The following is a 20,104-nucleotide window of genomic DNA, read 5'->3' on the forward strand; positions in this document are numbered from 1 at the left end:
TGAAGGTATCGACACTAGGGATGACAGGATAATCAGTATCATGCTTACGCCGACGAGTAGATTTCGCAACATGATCTCACCTGTTTTACTTATAGGATTTAACTTATTAAATAGTTTGAGAAGGGTTTAAGGTTTAAAAAAGGTTTTACTTTTTCCTCATCATCGTGACTGCCATTACAATTATGACAAGCAGGAGTACTCCAGCAACAACGCCGGTTATAGTGTAGTCTGTCACGGGAGATGTCTCAGGCTTCGTTGTAGTTGATACCTCGGTCTTTGTCGTGGTAATGGTTTGGGTCTCGGTTACCGTTGCACCCACTCCGGGCTCTAACAATCCGAGAAGTTTCACACCGCTTACTTTTGCTGGGATATTGTTAGCTGTGTCATAGCTTGTCAACATGGCATACTGGGCTTCCGGTGTTGGAGCTAAAATGTCTATCACCTTGGGCTGGACACCGGCTAAGATGGCTAAGGGATCTCCTCCGCCTAACACCCACTCTCCAGGATCACCAGTTTGGACTCCTCTTACCTTTCCTTCACTGTATCCGTCATAGCTTGAAAGAGCTACGAATACGATCCAGTTCCTGATATTCTCGACGTCTGCCAGCAGGCTCTTAGCTATTTTAACCTCTATAGTGTTGGGCTCGGCCTCGCTGAGGTAGACGTCAAACACTGTGTTGTTGTTGTACTCATCTGCTAGCATACTCATGTTAGCGTTGAATAGAACTGAGACCTCTCCATCGGGGTAGGGCGTGGTACCCCAGCCCGGTATGGCTATTACTGCGTAGTGCCATCCATGCCATATCTGTACTCCGAGACCTATGCTGTTAGTACTTATCGGCAGTGCTTCAGAAGTCGTTGCTATGTAGATTTGAACGTTCTGGAGGCAGAACCCGTTAGGGCCATTCCACGGGTTTCCGCCCAGGTTCTTCACGGTTGTTCTAAAGTAGATGAAGTTGTCATCCGCGTAGGCTCCGAATTTTACAAGGTCGTATATGGAGGGCTGGAATACAGGGTTGGTTGGATAGAGGAAGGTGCCAGTGCCTTTATCGTCTCCCACCGGGTCTGAGAACACGGCGATCGTCTCCAATCTTGTAATCGGATCATACGTCTCTAGAATCCTTATGAACCATTTTATAAGATTTGTAACAAACTTGGGTCCATCTAGTGTGACATTATAGTATGAGGAAGCCCATGCCGGCTCGTGATCACCGTAGAGCGACTCTCCAGCTACTACTATCAGGTTGTTCTTCTCCTGATGATACTCGGCCGCGTATGCGATGAAGTTCCAGTCGCCTGTGCCATATATCAACGGGTCGTACACAAACGGGTTTGGAGCCTGGTTGTCACCAATGTATGCTAGATGGTACCAGGCTATTCTTATCAATCCTGGGAATGTCTCGTTCACAGGGTCGTGGTAATTGCCCATCTCATCCTGCCAGATAACAGCTGTCGGTCCGTGCATGAGTATCGGGTATTGCACTCCCTCGTCTAACACGTTTGTGAACAATTCGGAAACGTTGTCAGGCTCGACGAAAGCTGTCATACGGTAGTATGCACCACAGCATACTGGTGAGTCAACTCCTTTGTAAGTGTAGTTTCTGCATGGAGTTGGTGAGTAAACGGCTCCTTGCTCAAGCCTTAGTTTTGCACCAACATACTCTAGCAGGTTGTTCACGGCCGCTATACTGTTCACTCCTCCGCCATAATCACTGTCTCCTGCAACGTACAGCACCTTGTCTCCTTTAGAAAGCCATTTTACCAAGGCGTCTAGCTCTTCTGGCGAGAGACTAGCGGTAGGCTGTCCTATAAGCAGTATGTCAACGTCGGCTAGAACGGTTGCCGTGAAGGATTCATTTATTATTTTCCAGTTGACGAATGTTATATTACCCATTATATAGTCTAAGTACTTATTGCTCTCGCCGTGGGCGAGATCGACTCCAACAGTTACTGTTTGACCGGGTTTTACGAGCGCGTTTGTAGTCAAAGGTATTGCTGATATTAAGAGTAGTGAGATAATTAGGATTAAGATCGCTTTCTTCATACATGTTACACCTTTCAATAAATGTTAATATCGGCATGGTATATAAACTTAAAAGAAGCAAGGAAAAACTATTTTTTAAGAAAGAATACGTAGATTACTGCCACTGCAACAATCAATACGACTATTGCTAACCCGATTAATGTGTAGTCCGCTTCTTCTTGAGGCGGGGGTGGCTCCGTTGTGATTAACGGTGGGGTTGTTGTCATGGTTGTAGTTGTAGGTGTGGTGGTTGTTGAAGCGGTTTGTGTCTCTGTCTCCATGGTTGTGGTTGTAATGGTTGTCGTGGGGGACTCAGGCTCGATGACTACGTCTGAAACTACTAGGATAGGGTTTGCAGGGGCTTGGGCACCGTATGGTACAAATGTGATGTTGAAGACTTTGATACGTGTTCTTCCGTAGTAATCTGTAACAGTCGTGTTAAGCAATACTGACTTGGTAGTGGCGGATACTATTGTGAACTGAAGAGTATAGGTTATGTTGTTTAGTTTCTGAGTATAAGTGCTGGGTGTTTGAGTATATTCTAAAGATGTAGTGTTTGCCCCGTCTGTCAAGACGAATGATACTGACTTGATGCCCCATTCAGAATCCGTTCCTCTAAGGTAAAGGGTGAATGTCCTGTTCAAATACGGAGGCCTCGGAGTATAGGAGCCTACCACGATGTCAGGCGGCTCCGTGTCTGGGGCGTTGAAGATTGTTAGCCCGATATTGTCTCCGTAATTCACAGCTAGTCTCAGAGATAGATAGAGGAGGCTGTTCCTCATATATGCATTAATCTCTAGTACGGAGGGATTCCCCGTGTTGATAACGTAGTTGAAGCTTGACCCGTTCCATGGTAGTATCCAGAACAGCTCTCCTGAAATGTTTAACCATTCCAGATTATTACCAAGCGAGACCGTGTACGCATTGTTAGACTGGGCCAGTTTCACCAGGAAGTATGTCTTGTTAGACCATCCTAGGTTGTTTGTGGGAGGATAAATTCCTATTGGGATACTGTTCAGGGCTAGAGGAGTTGAAGAGTTTTGGAAACCAATGAATGTTGGAGGCTTGACAGGGAAGGAGATTTCTCCGGTTGCAAAGTTGAATTTGAAGAACCCTATTGCGTCGTAACTAGCGGTTCCATGTGCCGTTGTGGTAAAGGTCATGAACAATGTTGTAGTATTAGTTCTAATACTATTGTATTTAACGAAGAAGTCTCTGTGAACGTGTCCTGAAAGAACAAATGTAATGTTGTAATCCTCGATCAGTTTTAACACGTATCTGAAAGCCGTCATATTGTTACTCCAGTAGCTGCTAACAGGGGTCTGAACTCCTTGAGAGTATGGTTTCAATGTTTCGGTGTCATTGTACCACGTGTATAACTCGCCCTGGTAGTAGAACATTGGGTGGTGAACAAGTATGGCTTTGTACGGTATGTAATTATAGTTAGATAGTACCTCCTCTAGGAAAACTATTTGCTCCCAGCTTGGGGTTCCACCCTCAGCGGTGAACAATCCCACTACTAGCAGTTTATCTCCGAGAATTCTGTACCAATAAGAGGGTCCGAGGTATTTCCTATAGCTGGAGTCTGGCGCATCATGATTACCAGGAATCCCGAGGATGGGATACTTGTACAGTAGTGAATACCTGTAGGTCTGCGCCGCATAGTACTCTCCAGGAGAAGCTTGATCCGTTATGTCCCCCAGCCAGAATATAAGGTCAGGGTTTAACAAGCCGGCTAGGGTAAAGGCTGAAACCCTGTTCACATCCCCGGTCAAAGTGTCTGGAGTACCTGTTATGAAGTGAAGATCAGTCATTACCGCGATCTTTAGCTCACTAGGCCATTGAGAAACAACCCATATGCTTCTCTTAACATGGTACGTTGCTGTATTCGACTCAACCACCAAGTCGTATAACCCGTCTTCAACGCCCGACGGCACAGTGAAACTATATTGGTCTACACCCGCCTGCTCCACTTCTAATGTGTAGTTAAGATACACCAAGTTGTTGTTCACTAGTTTCGCCGAGACCAGGAATGCTCGAGTTATTGATAGCCCTGAATAACCCTGAGCTAATGTAAGCTGTATTACACTGCCAGGTTGGACAATTGCAGGCAATACAGGACCTATCTCTTTAAAGATGTTCTCTGTAACGTTGTAGACAATCCCTGGCAATATTGTCGTGTTTTCCGCGTTTACGAAGCCTGCACTGGATATGAGAAGCAGGAAGATTATGGTTGCGCCGATCATTAAGTACAACTTGCTGTTCATATCACTCACCATCTTAATTTAATCCTGAAAGGACTATATATTTAGTATGGGGCTTGACTGGTATGAGCAACCGGAAAAGAGGATTTTCCCATGAAAGAGATTTAGTTCAGAGGTTTTGGAACCACGGTTTTGCCGTAATCCGTTCGCCCGCAAGTGGATCCAAGGCTAAAACAATACTTTACCCTGATATCGTAGCGATTTACCATGGTAAAGTCCTAGCCATTGAAGCTAAAACTATTAGAAAGGAGAGAACGATTTACCTGAAGAAGCAACAAGTTGAAAAGCTAATCGAGTTCTCTAAACGAGCCGGTGGAGAAGCTTATATAGCTGTAAAGATTGTTGGAACAGGAGAGTGGAGATTCGTCAGTTTGAACAGCTTACAGGACACTGGGGGTTTGAAGATTACTAAGACACATCTTTCCGCATCCCTTAAACTAGAGGATCTCGTTTCAATTGTAAAAGGTGTGAGAAGGCTTGGTGACTTCACAAAACACTGAGAAAACATTTCAAGGTAAATCTTGACAAACTATTTATCAATCAATAACTCTTCTCACCTTATACTCCAACGATATCTCCTTGTCAAACCTGATGTCAAACGAAACATCGATAGCGATTCTAAGAACCCCTGAATCCCTCATTTTCTCAATTATTTCATCTATAAGTGTTGAAACTTCCATGATGCTTGAAGCCTCGAGAGCGGTTCCAAACGGGGTGACCTGGTACTTCACTCCTCGCTTTTTAATTACCTCTACTACTTCTTTTACATAATCCCCGATACCTGGCTTGCCAGTGCCGATTGGGATTACACGAATCACAGCTAATACTTTCAAGGCTTTAACACCTATTCTTAGATTTGTTGGATTGGGTTTAAGGGTTTTCTCTAGGTAGATTGCTCACCCAATCTATAATGTCCTTCACAACTTTTTCTCCGCCTGGCTCGAAGAATAGGTTATGTCCAAGGTCAGGATACAGCTTCAACTCTTTAGGGTATGAGGCGAGAAGCTGATAAGCCCTCTTGCTTGCTTCGAAGGGTATGACTTTGTCTTTTTCACCATGAATAAGCAAGACCGGGACGGTGATATCCCCCACAAGCCTCCAGAATTTGTGTGATGCTTTAATCATTTCGTTAATTAACTTGACCGATACTTCTCTCAGACTGTATTCCAGATCCTTTGCTTTTTGAAAGCCTTCTATTTCCTCGGGTGGCCCTCTTTGTAACAGGATCTTGGAACGCGGAGCAAACCTTAATGCTAGGCTTAGAATGAGTTTTCTAACAGGGTTTAAGGGAATTTGGAGAGCTGGAGCTAGAGCAATAACTCCTTTAGCAACTCCTTTATGCGTTGCAGCTGTTAAAAGCACTATTAAACCGCCCATGCTGTGCCCAAGCAGTATTACTTCCCTGGCTCCTACGCACCATCTAGCATAGTCGGAAAAAGCTTTGATATCCTCCACGTAATATTGGAAATCTTCGACATATCCTTTATCGTTTTCACCTGCGGTTCTACCATGCCCTCTTTGATCATGCATGCAGAATCCAAACCCGTGTCTTGCAAACTCCTCGGCAATAGGAATGTAGATCCCGCTGTGCGCTGTCAACCCGTGCGAACCTATTATTAAAGTGTGGAAAATCTTCTCAGGAACTACGCACCTGTAAAACACCCTTATCCCTGTTTCAAGTAGTGCATAATCTTCCACAATCTTCATAAACATCCCTAAAACTGCAACCATTTAATCTCTAACGAATACATAGGTATAAAACGTTTCAAACCTAGGAGATATGCTCTAGAAGTTGGTACTCGAGAACGCTCGGGAGGGTTCTCTCAGCAACTACTTCACGCATCTTTAACTCAACATACTTTTCTATGAAAGATTTTGAAAACACTGGTTTCAAATACTCGTAGTCAGACATTAACTCTTCCAACGCTTCTTTAAGCGACAAAGGCAGTCTCCTAATATTTGAAAACCCCTGTTTCTCGTAAAGATTGAACTCGACCGCATCCCCCGGATCTATTTTCTTCCTCAACCCATCCATCCCAGCTAGTATCAGTGCCGGTACTCCAAGGTACGGGTTCATGGAAGCGTCTGGATTACGAGCCTCAATGCTTTCCCCATTTCTCGGGATCCGCACCATCGCGGTTCGATTTCCATAACCCCATGCTATGTGGACCGGGGCCTCGAAGCCGGGGGCTAGTCTTTTATAACTGTTCAAAGAGGGGTTTGTGAAAGCTGCCAGGCTTCTTGCATGCTGAAGTATTCCTCCTATGAAATACCTTCCCTCCTGAGATAGGGCTCCGTCTTCGAACAGAATATTCCTAGCGCCAACCCATAGGCTTAAGTGCAGGTGTAGACCATTTCCATAATCATCCGTGAATGGCTTTGGCATGAAAACGGCGGTCAGCTCCTTAGCTTTCGATACTTCACGAACTGTTTTAATGGAGAGAATTATGTTATCACAAGCTTCCAAAAGAGGGTAGGGTCGGAATGAAATCTCATACTGGTTGAAAACCCCGTTTTCCCTGTGGATTTTAAGCGGAGCTATGCCTGCTCGTGTAAGAGCTGTTGTAGTCTCTTCGAGGATTTCATCCACTCTTGAGTGGATTGATGTAAAATATTTCCCGTTCCCCTGCCTTATTAAACAGGTATTCTCCACGGGCTTCGCATAGAATAACTGTCTCCTTGAATCTAAGTAGTGCTTTATTTTCCGCATTATAAAGAATTCTAATTCATAACCAACAAGCGCTTCTAAACCATGCTCGAATAAATACTTACTAGTTTCCTCTGCCTTAAGCCTAGTATCCAAGTAATGCCTCTCACCCTTCGAAAAATAAACAGCGCCAACTACTAGCAATCCGCCCCCATAGCTACTTAAATCGACAAACTTACCTGACGCAGGCTTCAGAAACAAGTCCCCGTCTTCGACGCTTGCGTAATCAGGGAGGCTGGAACCGTCCACGCTTGTCTCAAACCCGTAGAGGCAGTCTGGTTTTTGATGGAGGAATATTTCGACCTCCCTGTGCACGCCTGTCACATCGGGAAATAATATCTTAATTTTTTCCTGTTGCATGATTTCACATACAACGCTTAAAGATTTGAAATAGTTTAAAAGGCTTGAAAAGAAAAATTATAAAAATTCCACAACTTCATATAGTGTAAATAAGAGGTTTTACAATGATAATAGATGATTTAGACAAGAAGATCTTGGAGTTTTTACGAGAAGATTCAAGAGTAAGCTTGAAAATCATATCGGAGAACACCGGGAAACCCGTATCCACTATTCATGAAAGAATAAAAAGACTCTTCAAGAGCGGGATTTTGAGGAAGTTCACGGTCCTAATAGACTATGGAAGATTAGGCTATGGAATAAAGGTTTTAATACTGGTGAATGTGGATGGTAAGCATATTATTGATGTGGAAAACTATGTATCCCAGCATCCAAACGTTCAAGCAGTATATGACATAACGGGCGAGTTTGACGTCGCTGTTATAGCGGCTTTTAAATCAATGAGCGAGCTAGACAAGTTTGTGAAATGGCTTCTGCAAAACCCGTTTATCCGGCAAACTAGAACTAGTATTATTTTCCGAATTGTCAAAGAGACCTTCCACCTACCCATATCCGACTAGCTGAACAATCCTACAAGCAAAATATTGGATTGGAATTATTCAATGACCACGTACTTTTAACTCCTCCTTGGGCGTGTTTCACTATTCAACCTTGTATTTGTGAATAGTGTGGAGAAGCTTACTAATCCCTTCCTCTAAATTGATCGGGTTGAACACGATTCGCCCCCTGAGTCTCGAAACATCGGCTACACTATGCCTAACCTCTCCAATTCTCGCATGTTTGAAAACAATATTAACCGAGCGTCCTGTAATCCTCATAACCAGTTTAGCAAGATCTATGATTCTCGTCCCAATACCCGTACCGACATTGTAAACCCTATTGTCGAAAATATTTTTCGAGATGAATTCCTCGACAACTTTCGCAACATCCTCCACGTGGATGAAATCCCTAGTCTGCGTACCATCCCCATAGATTTCAAGGCTTCTGCCTTCAACAATGTTGGCGATGAATCTTGATATAACCCCTGCGTAACTGGGGTTTTGCCCAGGCCCGTAGACGTTGAACAATCTTAGCGAGACATGTTTAAGCCCGTATATTTTCGAATAATTACCCAAGATTTGCTCGCCCATGAGCTTGCTCAATCCATAAGGCGAGGAAGGGTCAACGGAATCGTTCTCACTAACAGGTATTTTAACAGGGTCACCGTAAACTGCAGCCGAGCTTAAATAGATTAAAGGTATCTTCCTCTTAGAACACTCGTATCCTACTCTCGCAGTGCCCATGCTGTTCACATCGTAGTATTCAAGAGGGTTTTGAACACTCTCCTCAACATTCACCAATGCGGCAGCATGCACCACAATATCGAATTCGCCGTAGTCTTGAAAAGATCTCACATCTCCGATAATCACGGGGATCCCGTTATCTTTCAGCCGAGATATCCCCGTAGGGCTGGCTCTTTCAAGGTAGTCTAAAACCTTTATATCATATCCTTTACTACTGAGGTGCAGGGCTACGTGATGCCCTATAAATCCTGCGCCGCCGGTAACGAGCACCTTCACTGCATACTCCTCTCTACTGGTAATATGTTTTCGAGACATTTAATTATCGGTGAGCAACACTGTAAAAAATGTTTGCCTCCAAAATTGAAAATACCTTACATTTCACGGCAAGTTTTTCACGACTTCTTCAATCAACGTTGATTTTTTAAGATTAGAAAGCTTAAGCTTAAATGGTTATAAGCATGGATTTGAAGTCTTTGAGCAATGAAATCTCTAAAATCGTGGAACAGGTTAAACCCTCGGTTGTAACAGTTTCAACCCTTGTCGAGCACCCTCTTACGATTTTCGGGTACGAACCGGTTAAAGGGTTTGGCTCAGGATTCGTTGTTTCAAAAGGTTACATTGTAACCAATGCTCATGTAATCAGGGATGCAGCCAAAGTAACGGTAAGCTATGTAGACGGGTATGCCAGTAGGGCAGTTGTGGTAGCCGAGGACCCCACAAGGGATCTCGCACTCCTTGAAACGGAAGATTATGGTTCCCCGATAAAGCTGGGGGATTCATCTAAGCTCAAAGTAGGTGAAATAGTACTGGCTGTTGGCTCTCCGCTAGGCTTGTTCCAACACACTGTTACACTAGGGGTTGTAAGCGCTACGGGTAGAACTATTGTCGGGGAAAACATTGTTTTAGAAGACCTGATACAGACGGATGCGGCGATAAACCCTGGCAATAGCGGGGGACCCTTAATAAATCTCGACGGTGAAGCAGTCGGAGTGACCACAGCGATAATTCCGTTCGCCCAAGGCATAGGTTTCGCCATACCTATAAACACAGTGAAAAGATTTATCGGAATGATTGAAAAGTATGGGAGACCTTTGAAAGCTTGGATCGGGGTTTATGTAGCTCCCTTAAATCCCACGATAGCCTCTGTTTACAATATACCGGTTAAAGAAGGATTACTAGTGGTTAAAAGTATACCTGGCACGCCTGCTTATAGAAGAGGCATTAGGGAAGGAGACGTTATAATTCAAGCTAACAATGTCCCCGTTACGAGAAGTAGTGATCTTAAAGAAATAATTGAGGATAGCATTGACAAGGGGTTTGTAAACCTTTTGATTCAAAGAGGTTCCAACACATATTCACTTGACGTAGAAATTATTGTTCAACCTCTATAGGGACTAATAGCTAGAATTATCTTTATTTTAAGCATCTATGCGGTCTCCAATTTACAAGTTCAAGTTAAAAGCGTGATGTTCATCTATATACGTACAATACTATTTTTCCATGTTTGAATGAATTAAGATTTTTAACCTATACCTGACAATATTGTAAAATCATGTATATACGTTAGGGGTTGGTACATGAGTAATGAAGTAGTCTTCCAAATAAGGCTGGGTAAAAGACCATTATTGCTATTGATAAGTGCTATATTAGGGTTGGCTGTAGGAATCATTGTCGGAGAGCCTGTTAAAAACATAGCAATACTAGGAGACATTTATGTTGCTCTACTAAAATTCATAGTGGGCCCATTAGTATTCCTCTGCATTGCATGGGCAGTAATGAGCATGGGAGACTTAGTAAAGCTCGGCAAAATCTTCCTAGGATTCATACCCTACTGGATCTTCATGGGACTAGCATCGGTTGGAACAGCATACGCGATAGGCTCAATGCTTAAGCCGGGTGAAGGGGTTCAGCTACCAGGAGGACAGCAGGTTACTCCTGCATCTCTCACAATCGCGGATTACTTGAAAAACATTATACCCTCCAACTTTATCGACATGTTCTTGAATCTTAAAATGCTTCAGATAATATTCACCGCTATACTGGTTGGAATCGCTGTGGGCATAATAGGACGCTCAACACCGCAGGTTAAGGAATTCCTGACAAGATTATTCGAATCCCTACTAGCAGTAGTCTACAAGCTATTAGACTTCATCTTATGGTACGGGCCAATAGGTGTTTTCGCATTAATGGCTAATGTAGCCGCTGTCGTAGGAGTCATAGCTGTAGGCGCGTTCGCCAAACTAGTGCTCGCCTTCTACGTGAGCGGGTTAATAGTTCTCCTGATAATCCAGCCATTAGTAATGATTCTCGTGGCAAGGTTGAACCCGGTGAGATTCTGGAAGAAGTACTTCCCAGCCATGATCACCGCCTTCTCAACGGCAAGCAGTAATGCAACACTCCCTGTCACCATAAACTCTGCAATAGAGGCAGGGGTTTCTAAAGAAGTTGCCACGGTAATCTTGCCCGTCGCAGCAACCATCAACATGCAAGGAGCCTGTGCAACTATCACTTTGTTCACGCTGTTCGCTTTCCAGGCATTAGGGATACCGCTAGGGTTTGGAGAGGTGTTAACACTAGTAGTCCTAGGATTCTTGGGAGCGACAGCAGCTGCAGGCGTCCCTGGTGGAGCCGCGATCGTTGCAGTAGCCACTGCAGCAGCTCTAGGTATTCCTGTTGAAGCAGCCGGCTGGATGGTTGGAGTCCACCCTGCAGTAGATCCGTTTGAAACAATGCTCAACGTCATAGGGGACCCGTTGGGCGCTACCATAGTCTCAAAATACGTAACGAAAGACTTTAATGAGGAAAAATGGAGAAAATAGTTTTTTCCACCTCAAATTAATCCCAACGTTTCATTACAACTTATTAACACACTGAAGCAGTTAGGGTACAGGGAGGGGAATATCGTCGGGCCAGGAAAATCCGAATAGGTATGTCTTTTTTCTAACCCCTACGTAATGACTGTTAGCTCCTCTATATTGTCTTATGAAATTGATGTGATCGATTTAACCCGTACAATGGCCGCAAAATTTTTATAGGTGCACCTATTATTAAGACATGTGCACTGGTGAGGCAGATGGCGTGTTTCATAGCACCATTGGTAACAGGCATATTGATTAAAACACTAGAGAGGTTCTTCAAAAATACTGCAGAGAAATTGAAACTCAACATTCTATCAACCATGTTGCTAGGTGGGAGCATGGTTTTAATAGCCGAGCACGCTTGGAATGGTGAAGTAACGATGTATCCGCCCTTCTTAACCGCCATGTCCAACCCCGCCGACATGGCAGTGGCTTTTAACGAGATAACGACGGTGGGCTTATTGATGACACTAGGGATTGCTGGATTATGGGGAGGTGGACTGATCATCTACTATAAAAATTCGAACTCAAACGAAAAGGTTAGGTCAAGGATTCTCACAGCACTGCCCCGCAAATGGTGCTGAAACGTGTACATGATAATCTTAGGATTAACAGCAGTATTCTCCACTGTATTGTGGTATAAGAATCTGGAAAAGGATGACTTACTATTCAAAAATCTTGCCCTTATAAGCTGGGCTGCAACATTAATGTTCATTGTGGATAAGGCGTACGCATTAATGGTTGAAGGCGAAGAATTCATAAGTACCTCGCCAGAATCAGTAGCCCTAGGGCTATTGCTATTGTTTATTGTCTTAACAATTTGGGTTGCATCCATTATGTGGAAGGATCCGAAGAAAGCTTTGAGAGCAAAATAGTTTAATTTTTCAATACAATTATTAACTCTTATGACTATTCTTTAATTGGTGATATTTATGAAAAATAGTGAACAAGTTGAATTATTCAAAAACATGAGCTATAAGGAAAAAGAATACTCTGATAAATTATTATCCACTATTGAAAAATTCAAGCACCCTGTTCTCGCGGCGGTTTTCTCTGCAGTAGGATTGGATTCCTTAAAGCATTCTAGACTATACGAGTCATTGGCTAAGCTGGCAGAGTCTGAATCCCCCTTCTTAACCGAGGAGGAGTATCGTGAAATAGAGAAGTCTATTGAGGAACACATCAGGCTTGAAGCAGAAATGGTGCGTTTGACTAAGGAATTACTCGATAAGGCTAAAGACCCGAGAATGAAGCTCATTCTCGAAGCAATACATAAGGATGAGATGGTGCATCACCAACTCCTAGTTTCTATTAGAGACAAGATTGCAAGGAAAGAGACCTTCACGGAGGAAACATTGTGGGATGCTATTTGGAAGGAAAGTCCCTGGCATGGAACCCCAGGAGGCTGACTGTGATTTAAAAATTTTTATTAAATTTTAAATTACTTACAATCCTAACATTATCGCCAAAGCTCCTTTCTTATACGCTTCTATCGCCGCATTCAGCTCTGGAGCTTCTTTAGCGTATTCTTCAAGGGGAATACCTTTCAGAACAGCATCGATGGCTTGCCTCATCGATTTAGCTCCAGCCTTACTCCCCCATGGGTGCGCATGTATCGCTCCACCGGCGGCTATTCCAATATCCACGCCTAAATCCCCTACCAGCTTAGGAACCTCCAGCTGAGTGTTTCCTCCGGATGGACAGGGCAGTGTCTGTTTCAACCCGCTCATCGGGGCCCTCAGATACTTTGCAACACGGAGGTATTTCTCCTTAGTGAAGGTCGGTACTTTACCATATGGTCCTGGATATATCACCATGTCTGCTCCAGCGATTCTGATGAGTTTACCAGCTACTAAGATTGATGATATTCCGGAGTAAGGTGAAACGTACGACATTGCGACATAGTCGGGAGTGTGCGCAAGTATTGGCATGTTTACGCTTGGATCCTCGGCCAGGTTTTTGAAAGCCCCAAGCCCAACGGAGTAGGCGTTCACCATTAAAGCGTTTCCACCCAACTGTTTTACTTTCTCAGCAAGCTCGAAAAGCTTAGGCGGGTCACTCGTGATGTTTACAGTGTAGAGTTTTTTCTCACCTGTTTCCTGCTCAGCCCTTTCAAGCATTTCCATGAATTTTACAACCCTCTCCTCCACCTTGTTGAAACTCTGGTTTGCGAGTAGCTCGTCATCTTTTATAACGTCCACGCCTCCTACCCATGCTTCGTAAGCCAGCTTAGCACCGACATCCGCGGGATAGTATACGCATGGTTTAACCATGGCAACTATTAAAGGCCTATCGTGAACCCGCATAAGTGTCCTCAATCCTTCTATCCCGTATTTCGGACCCTTGAAAAGTTTAATGTATGCGGGAGGCATCCAAACATCAACTAGCTTTATCCTGCCGAAAGCCATTATGTTGCCGGTAACAGCGGAGAACATTGTGGATAAGTCATTCTCAAAATTAACCCATGGAAACGCGATTGAAACCAAGAATCTCCTATAACCTTCCTTCGGAGTCTCCGTTTCATAGTCGGGAATCTCGTATAATCCTACGACCTTCCCGCCTAGATTCTTCCTCATCTCCACAGTCTCTGCAGGTGTTCGTATCCAGGTTCCAGTGGTCTGCTCAGCTGCGAAAGCCCTTGCAATCATGTCAGGCGGAAAGCCCACGGGTGCTTCAATTATGTAGTGGGCTATAATGTACTTATCGATATCTATGGTTTCATACAGCACGTCTAGAATATCCTCGTAATCTATTCTCATGGGTTTCAAGAACATACACCGTTTGATTTTTTGTTCTACGATTTAAATAAAAATTTGTAATGTTAAAACTATATTAGACATGGGAAGGTTTAAGTATAATTGGGACCTAAATGTCGGTTCCAGCCATCATTCTCAGAAGATTATACGTTAAGAAAAGCTTGAAGAATAATGAAACAGGTTTTCAGTTTTCCCTTAAAAACGTCTTAGCAGATGCTAGTTTGTCTAAACCTCTTGAAATCACCATTGACGACAAACCGGTTCCCCTCGACAAAATAACGCTGGAGTCGGATTCTAAAACAATACTGAACAAAGATATTTCAGACACAAACCCTGTGGACTTCGCACTGAACACTCTTGTAACAATAAGGATTGAAGGAATCAGGCTCGAACCAGGCGAGCATAAAATCGTAATATCCGCGGTAAGCAAGGAGTATGGTCCAATCAAATTCGACATTAAAGACGTTGTGAGCTGACACGATCCAGGATGAACGCTACCTTCCAGTGGTGATCTAATGCTTAAATTCCCCAGCGGGTTTATCATCGGGTTTAGCGAGTCCGGTTTTCAATTCGAAATGGGATATCCAGGATTCGAAGACCCTAATACAGACTGGTGGATATGGGTTCACGACCAGGACAATATAATGTCTGGGTTAGTAAGCGGGCATTTACCCGAGAATGGCCCAGGATATTTGGCACTTTACAAGAAAGACCATGACATCGCAGAGAGACTAGGTGCAGACACTCTACGCATCGGGATTGAATGGAGCAGGGTTTTCCCTAGACCAACCAGGGAAATCCCCGTTAATATCGACAAGGACGAGGAGGGAGTTATAGTAAGCATCGATATTAGTGAAGCAGCTATCAACCAACTGAGAGAGAAGGCGGATAAGAACCAGGTTGAGAAATACAAGGGATTGCTTAAAGACTGGGTTTCAAGGGGGAAAAAGCTTATCATAAACCTCAACCACTTCACTCTCCCATCATGGATACATGAGCCAATACAAGTGAGAACCCGTGGAGTTGAGTCAGCGCCATCGGGGTGGCTTAGCGATGAGACAGTAGTGGAGTTCGCGAAATATGCTTATTATATCGTGAGCGAGCTGGAAGAGTATGCTGATGCGTGGAGCACTCTTAACGAACCCAACGCGGTTGCAACAGCGGGATACTTAAACACTAAATCAGGATTCCCGCCAGGAATCCCAAGCTTCGAATACACTATACGTGCTCTTAGAAACCAGGCAATAGCGCATGCAAGAGCGTATGACTTGATCAAACAAGTCACTAAGAAGCCTGTGGGCATCATCTACAACTTCATGTGGTTTGAACCCCTCAATCCCGTGAATAGTGAAGACGTGAAGGCTGCTTCCACTGCCTCATACATGTACAACTACGCTTTCACGGACACTTTGATTCATGGCGAAAGCCTTTTAGCAGCATCGGAGAGCTTGAGGAGAAAACTAGACTGGATAGGAGTAAACTACTACACTAGAATGGTGGTGGCCGGCGAGAAAAAAGGTCCGGGATGGAGGTATATTCCTGGGTATGGATTCATATGCACGCCTGGTGGGGTGAGCAAGGCGGATAGACCGTGTAGCGAGTTCGGATGGGAAATATATCCAGAAGGGTTGGAGAACATCCTTGTAGAGCTGTTCAACAAATACAGGATTCCTTTAATCGTAACTGAAAACGGGATAGCTGATTCCATGGATAAGCACCGCTCCTCCTACCTTATCACTCATCTCGCCAGCACATTGAAAGCAGTGGAAAAAGGCGTGGATGTGAGAGGATATCTGCACTGGTCACTAATAGATAATTATGAATGGGCCATGGGCTTCAACATGAGGTTTGGCCTGGTAAAGGTTGATTTCGACACTAAGAAAAGGTTTCTAAGACCTAGTGCCTTATTGTTTAGGGAAATTAGTTTACGTAGGGAAATCCCTGAAGAACTATTTTTTATGTGAAATCACCGTATGACCTAGAACGTTAAACTGTTTACCTCCGTATTAAGCCCATCTTCAAGGGTTTTAGCATTCGTGGGCAATCCTAGTGCTTTGTCAGTTAAGAATTATATATAATCTGCGTGAATAAGATATGTGTAGGCTGTTAGAAAATCATGTTTGACCATGGGGGTTTAAATGACGAGGAGACTGGTTCTCATATTCTTCATATTGATGCTCATGATGCTATACGCGGATCAGAATCTTGTTGCACCCATGGTAATAACTCTGAGAGAAGAGGGTATCATTATCGGTGGGGAGCAGGATTGGTATTACTATGCAGGATTACTTGCAACCGTCCCTGTCTTATCCGGCATTGCAACCACGTTTATATGGGGGTACTTAGCTGACAAGCTCAGTAGAAGAATCTTGTTCGCTGCAGCGGTTCTAACAGGCGAAATCCCATGCTTCCTAACAGCGTTTTCACAAAACTATTATCAAATGCTGTTACTGAGAGCGCTGACCGGGGTAGGGATTAATGGGGCGGCGCCGGTGGCTAGAGCATTAATAGCCGACCTCTACCCTCCCGAGGAGAGGGGTAAGGGATATGCTCTCTACAATTTCGGCTCAGGCTTCGGGGTTCTACTTGGCATGATGCTTGCAGCAATAGTGTTGACCACTGGCTTATCATGGAGAATACCTTTCATGCTTGCAGCAGCGCCAAATTTTGTTCTAGTACCCCTATTCCTACTCGTGATTAAGGAGGTAAAGATAGGGTACGCCGAGCCAGAGATTAAGAAACTCTATGACATGGGTATTGAATACAAGTTTAGGATTAACCTGAGAGAGTTTGCAACAGCCCTTGCAGCAACACCTACTCTCATTTTTATATATCTCCAAGGAGTACCCGGGACCTTCCCATGGGGAGCCATACCATACTGGGCTCCAACATTCTTCCAAAAAACCTGGGGACTCTCCGAAGCCACCGCTACGATGATAGTATTTGTTGCGGGGTTAGGCATGATGATAGGATACTTCATAGGGGGAATGCTTTCAGATATTCTGCAGAGGAAGGGTTTTGCGAAGGCCAGGTTGCTCATACCTTTCGTGGGCATTTTGATAGGAACTTTCACCATGATAATGTTGCTAACCTACCCATACCCGTATGGAGACGAGTCTTTACCGGCACTAATACCTGTTCTACTTATAAGTCTAATGGGAATGGTTTTCGTAACCTTCGCAGCACCGAACGTACCGGCAGTCCTAAGCGAGATCTCGCTACCGGAGCATCGTGGAACCATATTCGGAATATTCAATATAACAGATAATATAGGTTCAGCCTTCGGGCCGACAATGGCAAGCTTCTTCATGGTCATGTTCCTAGCATGGGGTTTCCAGGAGCCCTCGAACATGAAGCTAGGATTAATAACCATCAGCTTGTTCTGGGTGCCATGCGCTCTCCTATGGCTACCTGCGTTTAGAACGTATTTAAGAGATAAGGAGAAATTAAGGCGTCTGTTGAGGGAAAGGGAGAGGTCGCTGGAATCTGTTAAGAAGGAACAGTGAAGTGGTTTTGCGCGGTTAAGAATGCCTGAAAATATGTCCTTAAATCTGGTTGTTTTTTATGGTTCCAACTCTACTCTAACCCCTTCATCCACGCTAACAATCCACGCGCTCCTCACCAACCCACTCGTATGTTTCAATACTTTGATAGCTTGCTCTTCCGAGCCTACTAGTCCCAATAAGGATCCGCCTAAGCCAGCCCCAGAGATTTTCACCCCGTAAGACCCTGCTTCAAGAGCCTTGCTTCTTATCAATTCCAAACGTGGTAGACTGACATCGTACAAATCGCGTAGTAGAACGTGCTGATAGTTTACTAAGCCGCCTAAGAGTCTGAGAAAGCTGTTTGCCTCCGAACCGGTTTTACTTAAGCACTCATCACACTCTGACCGTAAAAACGCTTCCACTTCTTCCCTTGTATCAATACTTGATGAGTCTTCGAGGAGTCTTAAAGCCAGTATTGTTGAATAATGCATTTTAAACGTGAAAACTATTCTTCTCATGGAAACCTTATTAATCCGGTGGAGATAAGGCTCGATGCGTTGGTAGTCTAGCCTACCCCACTCCAAAGCGTAGATGTCCTCCTTAAGCATGTTTCTCAAATCTCCAGGTAGGTCATCGAGAAGCAGGAGCTCCCTGACTCCTTGCTTCAGCTCACTTATTCTCACAGGATGGATGCTACCTGTGGAATGCCTTATGCCTGAATCAAGCACTGTGAACAGTATGTCTTTTCTCACAAGAGTCTTAGTGGTGAAAGGAGGTTTGGTTTCAATCAAGGTTACTCCGCCCATGGCTGAACCATATTGATCCAGCCTCCCGCACGGAATACCCATAACATCGTGCTCACTCTGGTATGCTATCTCGGCAATATCCTTCCTCTCCAAGCCAAGCCTGAACAAAGCGTTAAGGCCTGCAACTAATGAGACTTGAAGTGCTGCACTGCTAGCTAAACCCGAACCTATAGGGATCTCACTGTAAATAGTGAGGTTGAAATCATCGATCAGGTATCCCTTCATCCGAAGAGCTTTCACAGCCGACCTGATATAATCGCCAAACCAGCCCTCCTCTACAAGTGTAGGATTATTAGCGCTGAACGTGTCTGCGCACTCAACCCCTTCATCACACAGATTGATCGAAACAGCCTTCGACCCGGTTTTCGAAGTCGAAAGAGCCACATAAGTTCTCTTATTTATAGCGACAGATACAACGGGCAATCCTTTATAGTCCTGGTGAGTGTTTAAAAAATCCAGCCTTCCAGGAGCTGAAGCAATAACTTTGGGCTTTTCACCGTAAAGGCCTTCATGTCTTCTAAATATGAAGTCAACGATTTCACGCACATTTTCCAAAGGTATCACCAATGACCTCCAGGATTTCATCACAGGCTTTGCGCAACTCTTTAACCCTTTCCTCCGGGACACCATCGTAGGTGAAGACCCAATACCCCCACTCTATACCTGCAGCGTACTTTAGCTTTTCAGGATCCCTGTAGGGCTGGTAAAACTCTATGTGGAAGTGGTAATGGTAGTCTCCTTTTGAAGGGTGATTATGCATTACCATAATGTAGGGAGCATCCTTCTTGAGCAATCTTGAATACGTAGCGGTTGCAACTCGAATAGCATCGGCTAATAGTTTTAAATCCTCTTCGGAAAGCTCGCTTATTGCTTTAACATGCTTCTTAGGATATACATGTAGCTCGTAAGGCCACATAGCATAGTAGGGCAGGATTATCATGAACCCTTCGTTCTCGTAAACCGTCCTCTCCCTAACCGCTTGCTCATGGCTTACAACATCGCAGATCAAGCACCTTCCATGCTTTCCATAATATTCCTTGAAAGACTCTAATTCGCTTGCTACTCGAGGAGGTATGAAAGGGAGAGCGTAAACTTGAGAATGAGGATGCGAGAGCGAAACACCTATCTCCCTTCCTTTATTACGAAATAAGGCTACGTATTCAATATATTCGAGACGTGAAAGCTTTTCAAACTCCTCCTTGAACACTTTCATCACCTTCGAAACATGCGAAAGCGTCAAGGTGTGAAAATCCCCCTCATGCATCGGTGTCTCAACTATGACTTCTGAGACGCCCCTAGCTTCCCTGGAGACATATAGGGGAGATCCATATTGAGCTGGACTTCCCGGATGGGGTACGAGAGCAGGGTATTTGTTCGGCAAGACCACAACATCCCATGAAGCCAAATCCTTGAGCTCGGGAGCGCCTGGGCAAAACGGGCATGAGACTCTTTCCTTATCAGTAAGCCTCCACGGCCTAACGGCACGATGAGCCGCGACAATAATCCACTGCCGTATTAGAGGATTCCACCTAAGCTCGTGCAAACCGTTAACCCCAGAGAGGATA

The 20,104-nt window shown here is 44.3% G+C and carries 19 protein-coding genes; 10 read left to right on the plus strand and 9 right to left on the minus strand.

Features of this window, described 5'->3' with window-relative positions:
• Positions 1–145: 145 nt before the first annotated feature.
• On the minus strand, positions 146–2,044 hold the full coding sequence (locus AC3OH0_RS03280; RefSeq protein ID WP_498344762.1) for a glucodextranase DOMON-like domain-containing protein: 1,899 nt from the start codon (positions 2,042–2,044) through the stop codon (positions 146–148).
• A gap of 68 nt (positions 2,045–2,112) precedes the next feature.
• Positions 2,113–4,290, minus strand: coding sequence for a metallophosphoesterase family protein (locus tag AC3OH0_RS03285; RefSeq protein ID WP_498344763.1), 2,178 nt, complete (start codon positions 4,288–4,290; stop codon positions 2,113–2,115).
• A gap of 62 nt (positions 4,291–4,352) precedes the next feature.
• Here AC3OH0_RS03285 and hjc point away from each other — a divergent pair, with 62 nt between their 5' ends.
• Positions 4,353–4,787, plus strand: coding sequence for a Holliday junction resolvase Hjc (gene hjc / locus AC3OH0_RS03290; RefSeq protein WP_498344764.1), 435 nt, complete (start codon positions 4,353–4,355; stop codon positions 4,785–4,787).
• A 36-nt stretch (positions 4,788–4,823) separates the two neighbouring features.
• Here hjc and AC3OH0_RS03295 read toward each other — a convergent pair whose 3' ends face one another.
• From AC3OH0_RS03295 to AC3OH0_RS03305, 3 genes are all read right to left on the minus strand, one after another.
• Complete coding sequence (locus tag AC3OH0_RS03295) at positions 4,824–5,120, minus strand: MTH1187 family thiamine-binding protein (RefSeq protein ID WP_498344765.1); 297 nt, start codon at positions 5,118–5,120, stop codon at positions 4,824–4,826.
• 37 nt (positions 5,121–5,157) lie between these two features.
• On the minus strand, positions 5,158–5,994 hold the full coding sequence (locus tag AC3OH0_RS03300) for an alpha/beta hydrolase (RefSeq protein ID WP_498344766.1): 837 nt from the start codon (positions 5,992–5,994) through the stop codon (positions 5,158–5,160).
• 64 nt (positions 5,995–6,058) lie between these two features.
• Positions 6,059–7,354, minus strand: coding sequence for a glutamine synthetase family protein (locus AC3OH0_RS03305; protein WP_498344767.1), 1,296 nt, complete (start codon positions 7,352–7,354; stop codon positions 6,059–6,061).
• A 104-nt stretch (positions 7,355–7,458) separates the two neighbouring features.
• On the opposite strand from AC3OH0_RS03305, the gene AC3OH0_RS03310 reads away from it, so the two are divergent.
• The gene (locus AC3OH0_RS03310; RefSeq protein ID WP_193435799.1) at positions 7,459–7,911 is read left to right on the plus strand and encodes an Lrp/AsnC family transcriptional regulator; all 453 of its coding nucleotides are present in this window, start codon (positions 7,459–7,461) and stop codon (positions 7,909–7,911) included.
• 81 nt (positions 7,912–7,992) lie between these two features.
• Here AC3OH0_RS03310 and AC3OH0_RS03315 read toward each other — a convergent pair whose 3' ends face one another.
• Entirely contained in the window at positions 7,993–8,910 is a 918-nt protein-coding gene (locus AC3OH0_RS03315; protein ID WP_498344768.1) for an NAD-dependent epimerase/dehydratase family protein, read from the minus strand.
• A 182-nt stretch (positions 8,911–9,092) separates the two neighbouring features.
• On the opposite strand from AC3OH0_RS03315, the gene AC3OH0_RS03320 reads away from it, so the two are divergent.
• From AC3OH0_RS03320 to AC3OH0_RS03340, 5 genes are all read left to right on the plus strand, one after another.
• The gene (locus AC3OH0_RS03320; protein WP_498344769.1) at positions 9,093–10,025 is read left to right on the plus strand and encodes a S1C family serine protease; all 933 of its coding nucleotides are present in this window, start codon (positions 9,093–9,095) and stop codon (positions 10,023–10,025) included.
• Between the two features lie 186 nt (positions 10,026–10,211).
• Complete coding sequence (locus AC3OH0_RS03325; RefSeq protein ID WP_498344770.1) at positions 10,212–11,453, plus strand: dicarboxylate/amino acid:cation symporter; 1,242 nt, start codon at positions 10,212–10,214, stop codon at positions 11,451–11,453.
• A 254-nt stretch (positions 11,454–11,707) separates the two neighbouring features.
• The gene (locus tag AC3OH0_RS03330) at positions 11,708–12,076 is read left to right on the plus strand and encodes a hypothetical protein (RefSeq protein WP_498344771.1); all 369 of its coding nucleotides are present in this window, start codon (positions 11,708–11,710) and stop codon (positions 12,074–12,076) included.
• 3 nt (positions 12,077–12,079) lie between these two features.
• Positions 12,080–12,367 carry a hypothetical protein gene (locus AC3OH0_RS03335; protein WP_193435794.1) on the plus strand — a complete coding sequence of 96 codons (288 nt, stop codon included), beginning with the start codon at positions 12,080–12,082 and terminating at the stop codon, positions 12,365–12,367.
• Between the two features lie 57 nt (positions 12,368–12,424).
• On the plus strand, positions 12,425–12,901 hold the full coding sequence (locus tag AC3OH0_RS03340) for a ferritin-like domain-containing protein (RefSeq protein WP_193435793.1): 477 nt from the start codon (positions 12,425–12,427) through the stop codon (positions 12,899–12,901).
• Between the two features lie 36 nt (positions 12,902–12,937).
• Here AC3OH0_RS03340 and AC3OH0_RS03345 read toward each other — a convergent pair whose 3' ends face one another.
• Entirely contained in the window at positions 12,938–14,251 is a 1,314-nt protein-coding gene (locus AC3OH0_RS03345) for a RuBisCO large subunit C-terminal-like domain-containing protein (RefSeq protein WP_227410959.1), read from the minus strand.
• Between the two features lie 110 nt (positions 14,252–14,361).
• On the opposite strand from AC3OH0_RS03345, the gene AC3OH0_RS03350 reads away from it, so the two are divergent.
• The 3 genes from AC3OH0_RS03350 (at position 14,362) to AC3OH0_RS03360 (ending at position 17,754) form a co-directional block, all read left to right on the plus strand.
• Complete coding sequence (locus tag AC3OH0_RS03350; RefSeq protein ID WP_193435791.1) at positions 14,362–14,724, plus strand: hypothetical protein; 363 nt, start codon at positions 14,362–14,364, stop codon at positions 14,722–14,724.
• Positions 14,725–14,763: 39 nt separating this feature from the next.
• Positions 14,764–16,212, plus strand: a complete 1,449-nt coding sequence (gene bgaS, locus AC3OH0_RS03355; protein ID WP_193435790.1) for a beta-galactosidase BgaS — start codon at positions 14,764–14,766, stop codon at positions 16,210–16,212.
• 174 nt (positions 16,213–16,386) lie between these two features.
• Entirely contained in the window at positions 16,387–17,754 is a 1,368-nt protein-coding gene (locus AC3OH0_RS03360) for an MFS transporter (protein ID WP_498344772.1), read from the plus strand.
• A 56-nt stretch (positions 17,755–17,810) separates the two neighbouring features.
• Here the strand turns inward: AC3OH0_RS03360 and AC3OH0_RS03365 are convergent, their stop codons facing one another.
• Positions 17,811–19,085 carry a GHMP family kinase ATP-binding protein gene (locus AC3OH0_RS03365; protein WP_498344777.1) on the minus strand — a complete coding sequence of 425 codons (1,275 nt, stop codon included), beginning with the start codon at positions 19,083–19,085 and terminating at the stop codon, positions 17,811–17,813.
• The gene (galT, locus tag AC3OH0_RS03370) at positions 19,078–20,082 is read right to left on the minus strand and encodes a galactose-1-phosphate uridylyltransferase (RefSeq protein WP_227410829.1); all 1,005 of its coding nucleotides are present in this window, start codon (positions 20,080–20,082) and stop codon (positions 19,078–19,080) included. The genes AC3OH0_RS03365 and galT overlap by 8 nt, the downstream gene beginning before the upstream one ends.
• Between the last annotated feature and the right edge of the window lie 22 nt (positions 20,083–20,104).

The sequence above is a fragment of the Thermosphaera sp. genome (assembly GCF_059755995.1).

What these genes read in the sequence shown, in the direction of transcription:
- AC3OH0_RS03280 (WP_498344762.1), bottom strand. Translation starts at nt 2,044, where the DNA reads ATGAAGAAAGCGATCTTAATCCTAATTATCTCACTACTCTTAATATCA.
- AC3OH0_RS03320 (WP_498344769.1), top strand. Translation starts at nt 9,093, where the DNA reads ATGGATTTGAAGTCTTTGAGCAATGAAATCTCTAAAATCGTGGAACAG.
- AC3OH0_RS03360 (WP_498344772.1), top strand. Translation starts at nt 16,387, where the DNA reads ATGACGAGGAGACTGGTTCTCATATTCTTCATATTGATGCTCATGATG.
- AC3OH0_RS03350 (WP_193435791.1), top strand. Translation starts at nt 14,362, where the DNA reads ATGTCGGTTCCAGCCATCATTCTCAGAAGATTATACGTTAAGAAAAGC.
- AC3OH0_RS03325 (WP_498344770.1), top strand. Translation starts at nt 10,212, where the DNA reads ATGAGTAATGAAGTAGTCTTCCAAATAAGGCTGGGTAAAAGACCATTA.
- AC3OH0_RS03340 (WP_193435793.1), top strand. Translation starts at nt 12,425, where the DNA reads ATGAAAAATAGTGAACAAGTTGAATTATTCAAAAACATGAGCTATAAG.
- AC3OH0_RS03330 (WP_498344771.1), top strand. Translation starts at nt 11,708, where the DNA reads ATGGCGTGTTTCATAGCACCATTGGTAACAGGCATATTGATTAAAACA.
- AC3OH0_RS03300 (WP_498344766.1), bottom strand. Translation starts at nt 5,994, where the DNA reads ATGAAGATTGTGGAAGATTATGCACTACTTGAAACAGGGATAAGGGTG.
- AC3OH0_RS03310 (WP_193435799.1), top strand. Translation starts at nt 7,459, where the DNA reads ATGATAATAGATGATTTAGACAAGAAGATCTTGGAGTTTTTACGAGAA.
- hjc (WP_498344764.1), top strand. Translation starts at nt 4,353, where the DNA reads ATGAGCAACCGGAAAAGAGGATTTTCCCATGAAAGAGATTTAGTTCAG.
- AC3OH0_RS03345 (WP_227410959.1), bottom strand. Translation starts at nt 14,251, where the DNA reads ATGAGAATAGATTACGAGGATATTCTAGACGTGCTGTATGAAACCATA.
- bgaS (WP_193435790.1), top strand. Translation starts at nt 14,764, where the DNA reads ATGCTTAAATTCCCCAGCGGGTTTATCATCGGGTTTAGCGAGTCCGGT.
- AC3OH0_RS03285 (WP_498344763.1), bottom strand. Translation starts at nt 4,290, where the DNA reads ATGAACAGCAAGTTGTACTTAATGATCGGCGCAACCATAATCTTCCTG.
- AC3OH0_RS03305 (WP_498344767.1), bottom strand. Translation starts at nt 7,354, where the DNA reads ATGCAACAGGAAAAAATTAAGATATTATTTCCCGATGTGACAGGCGTG.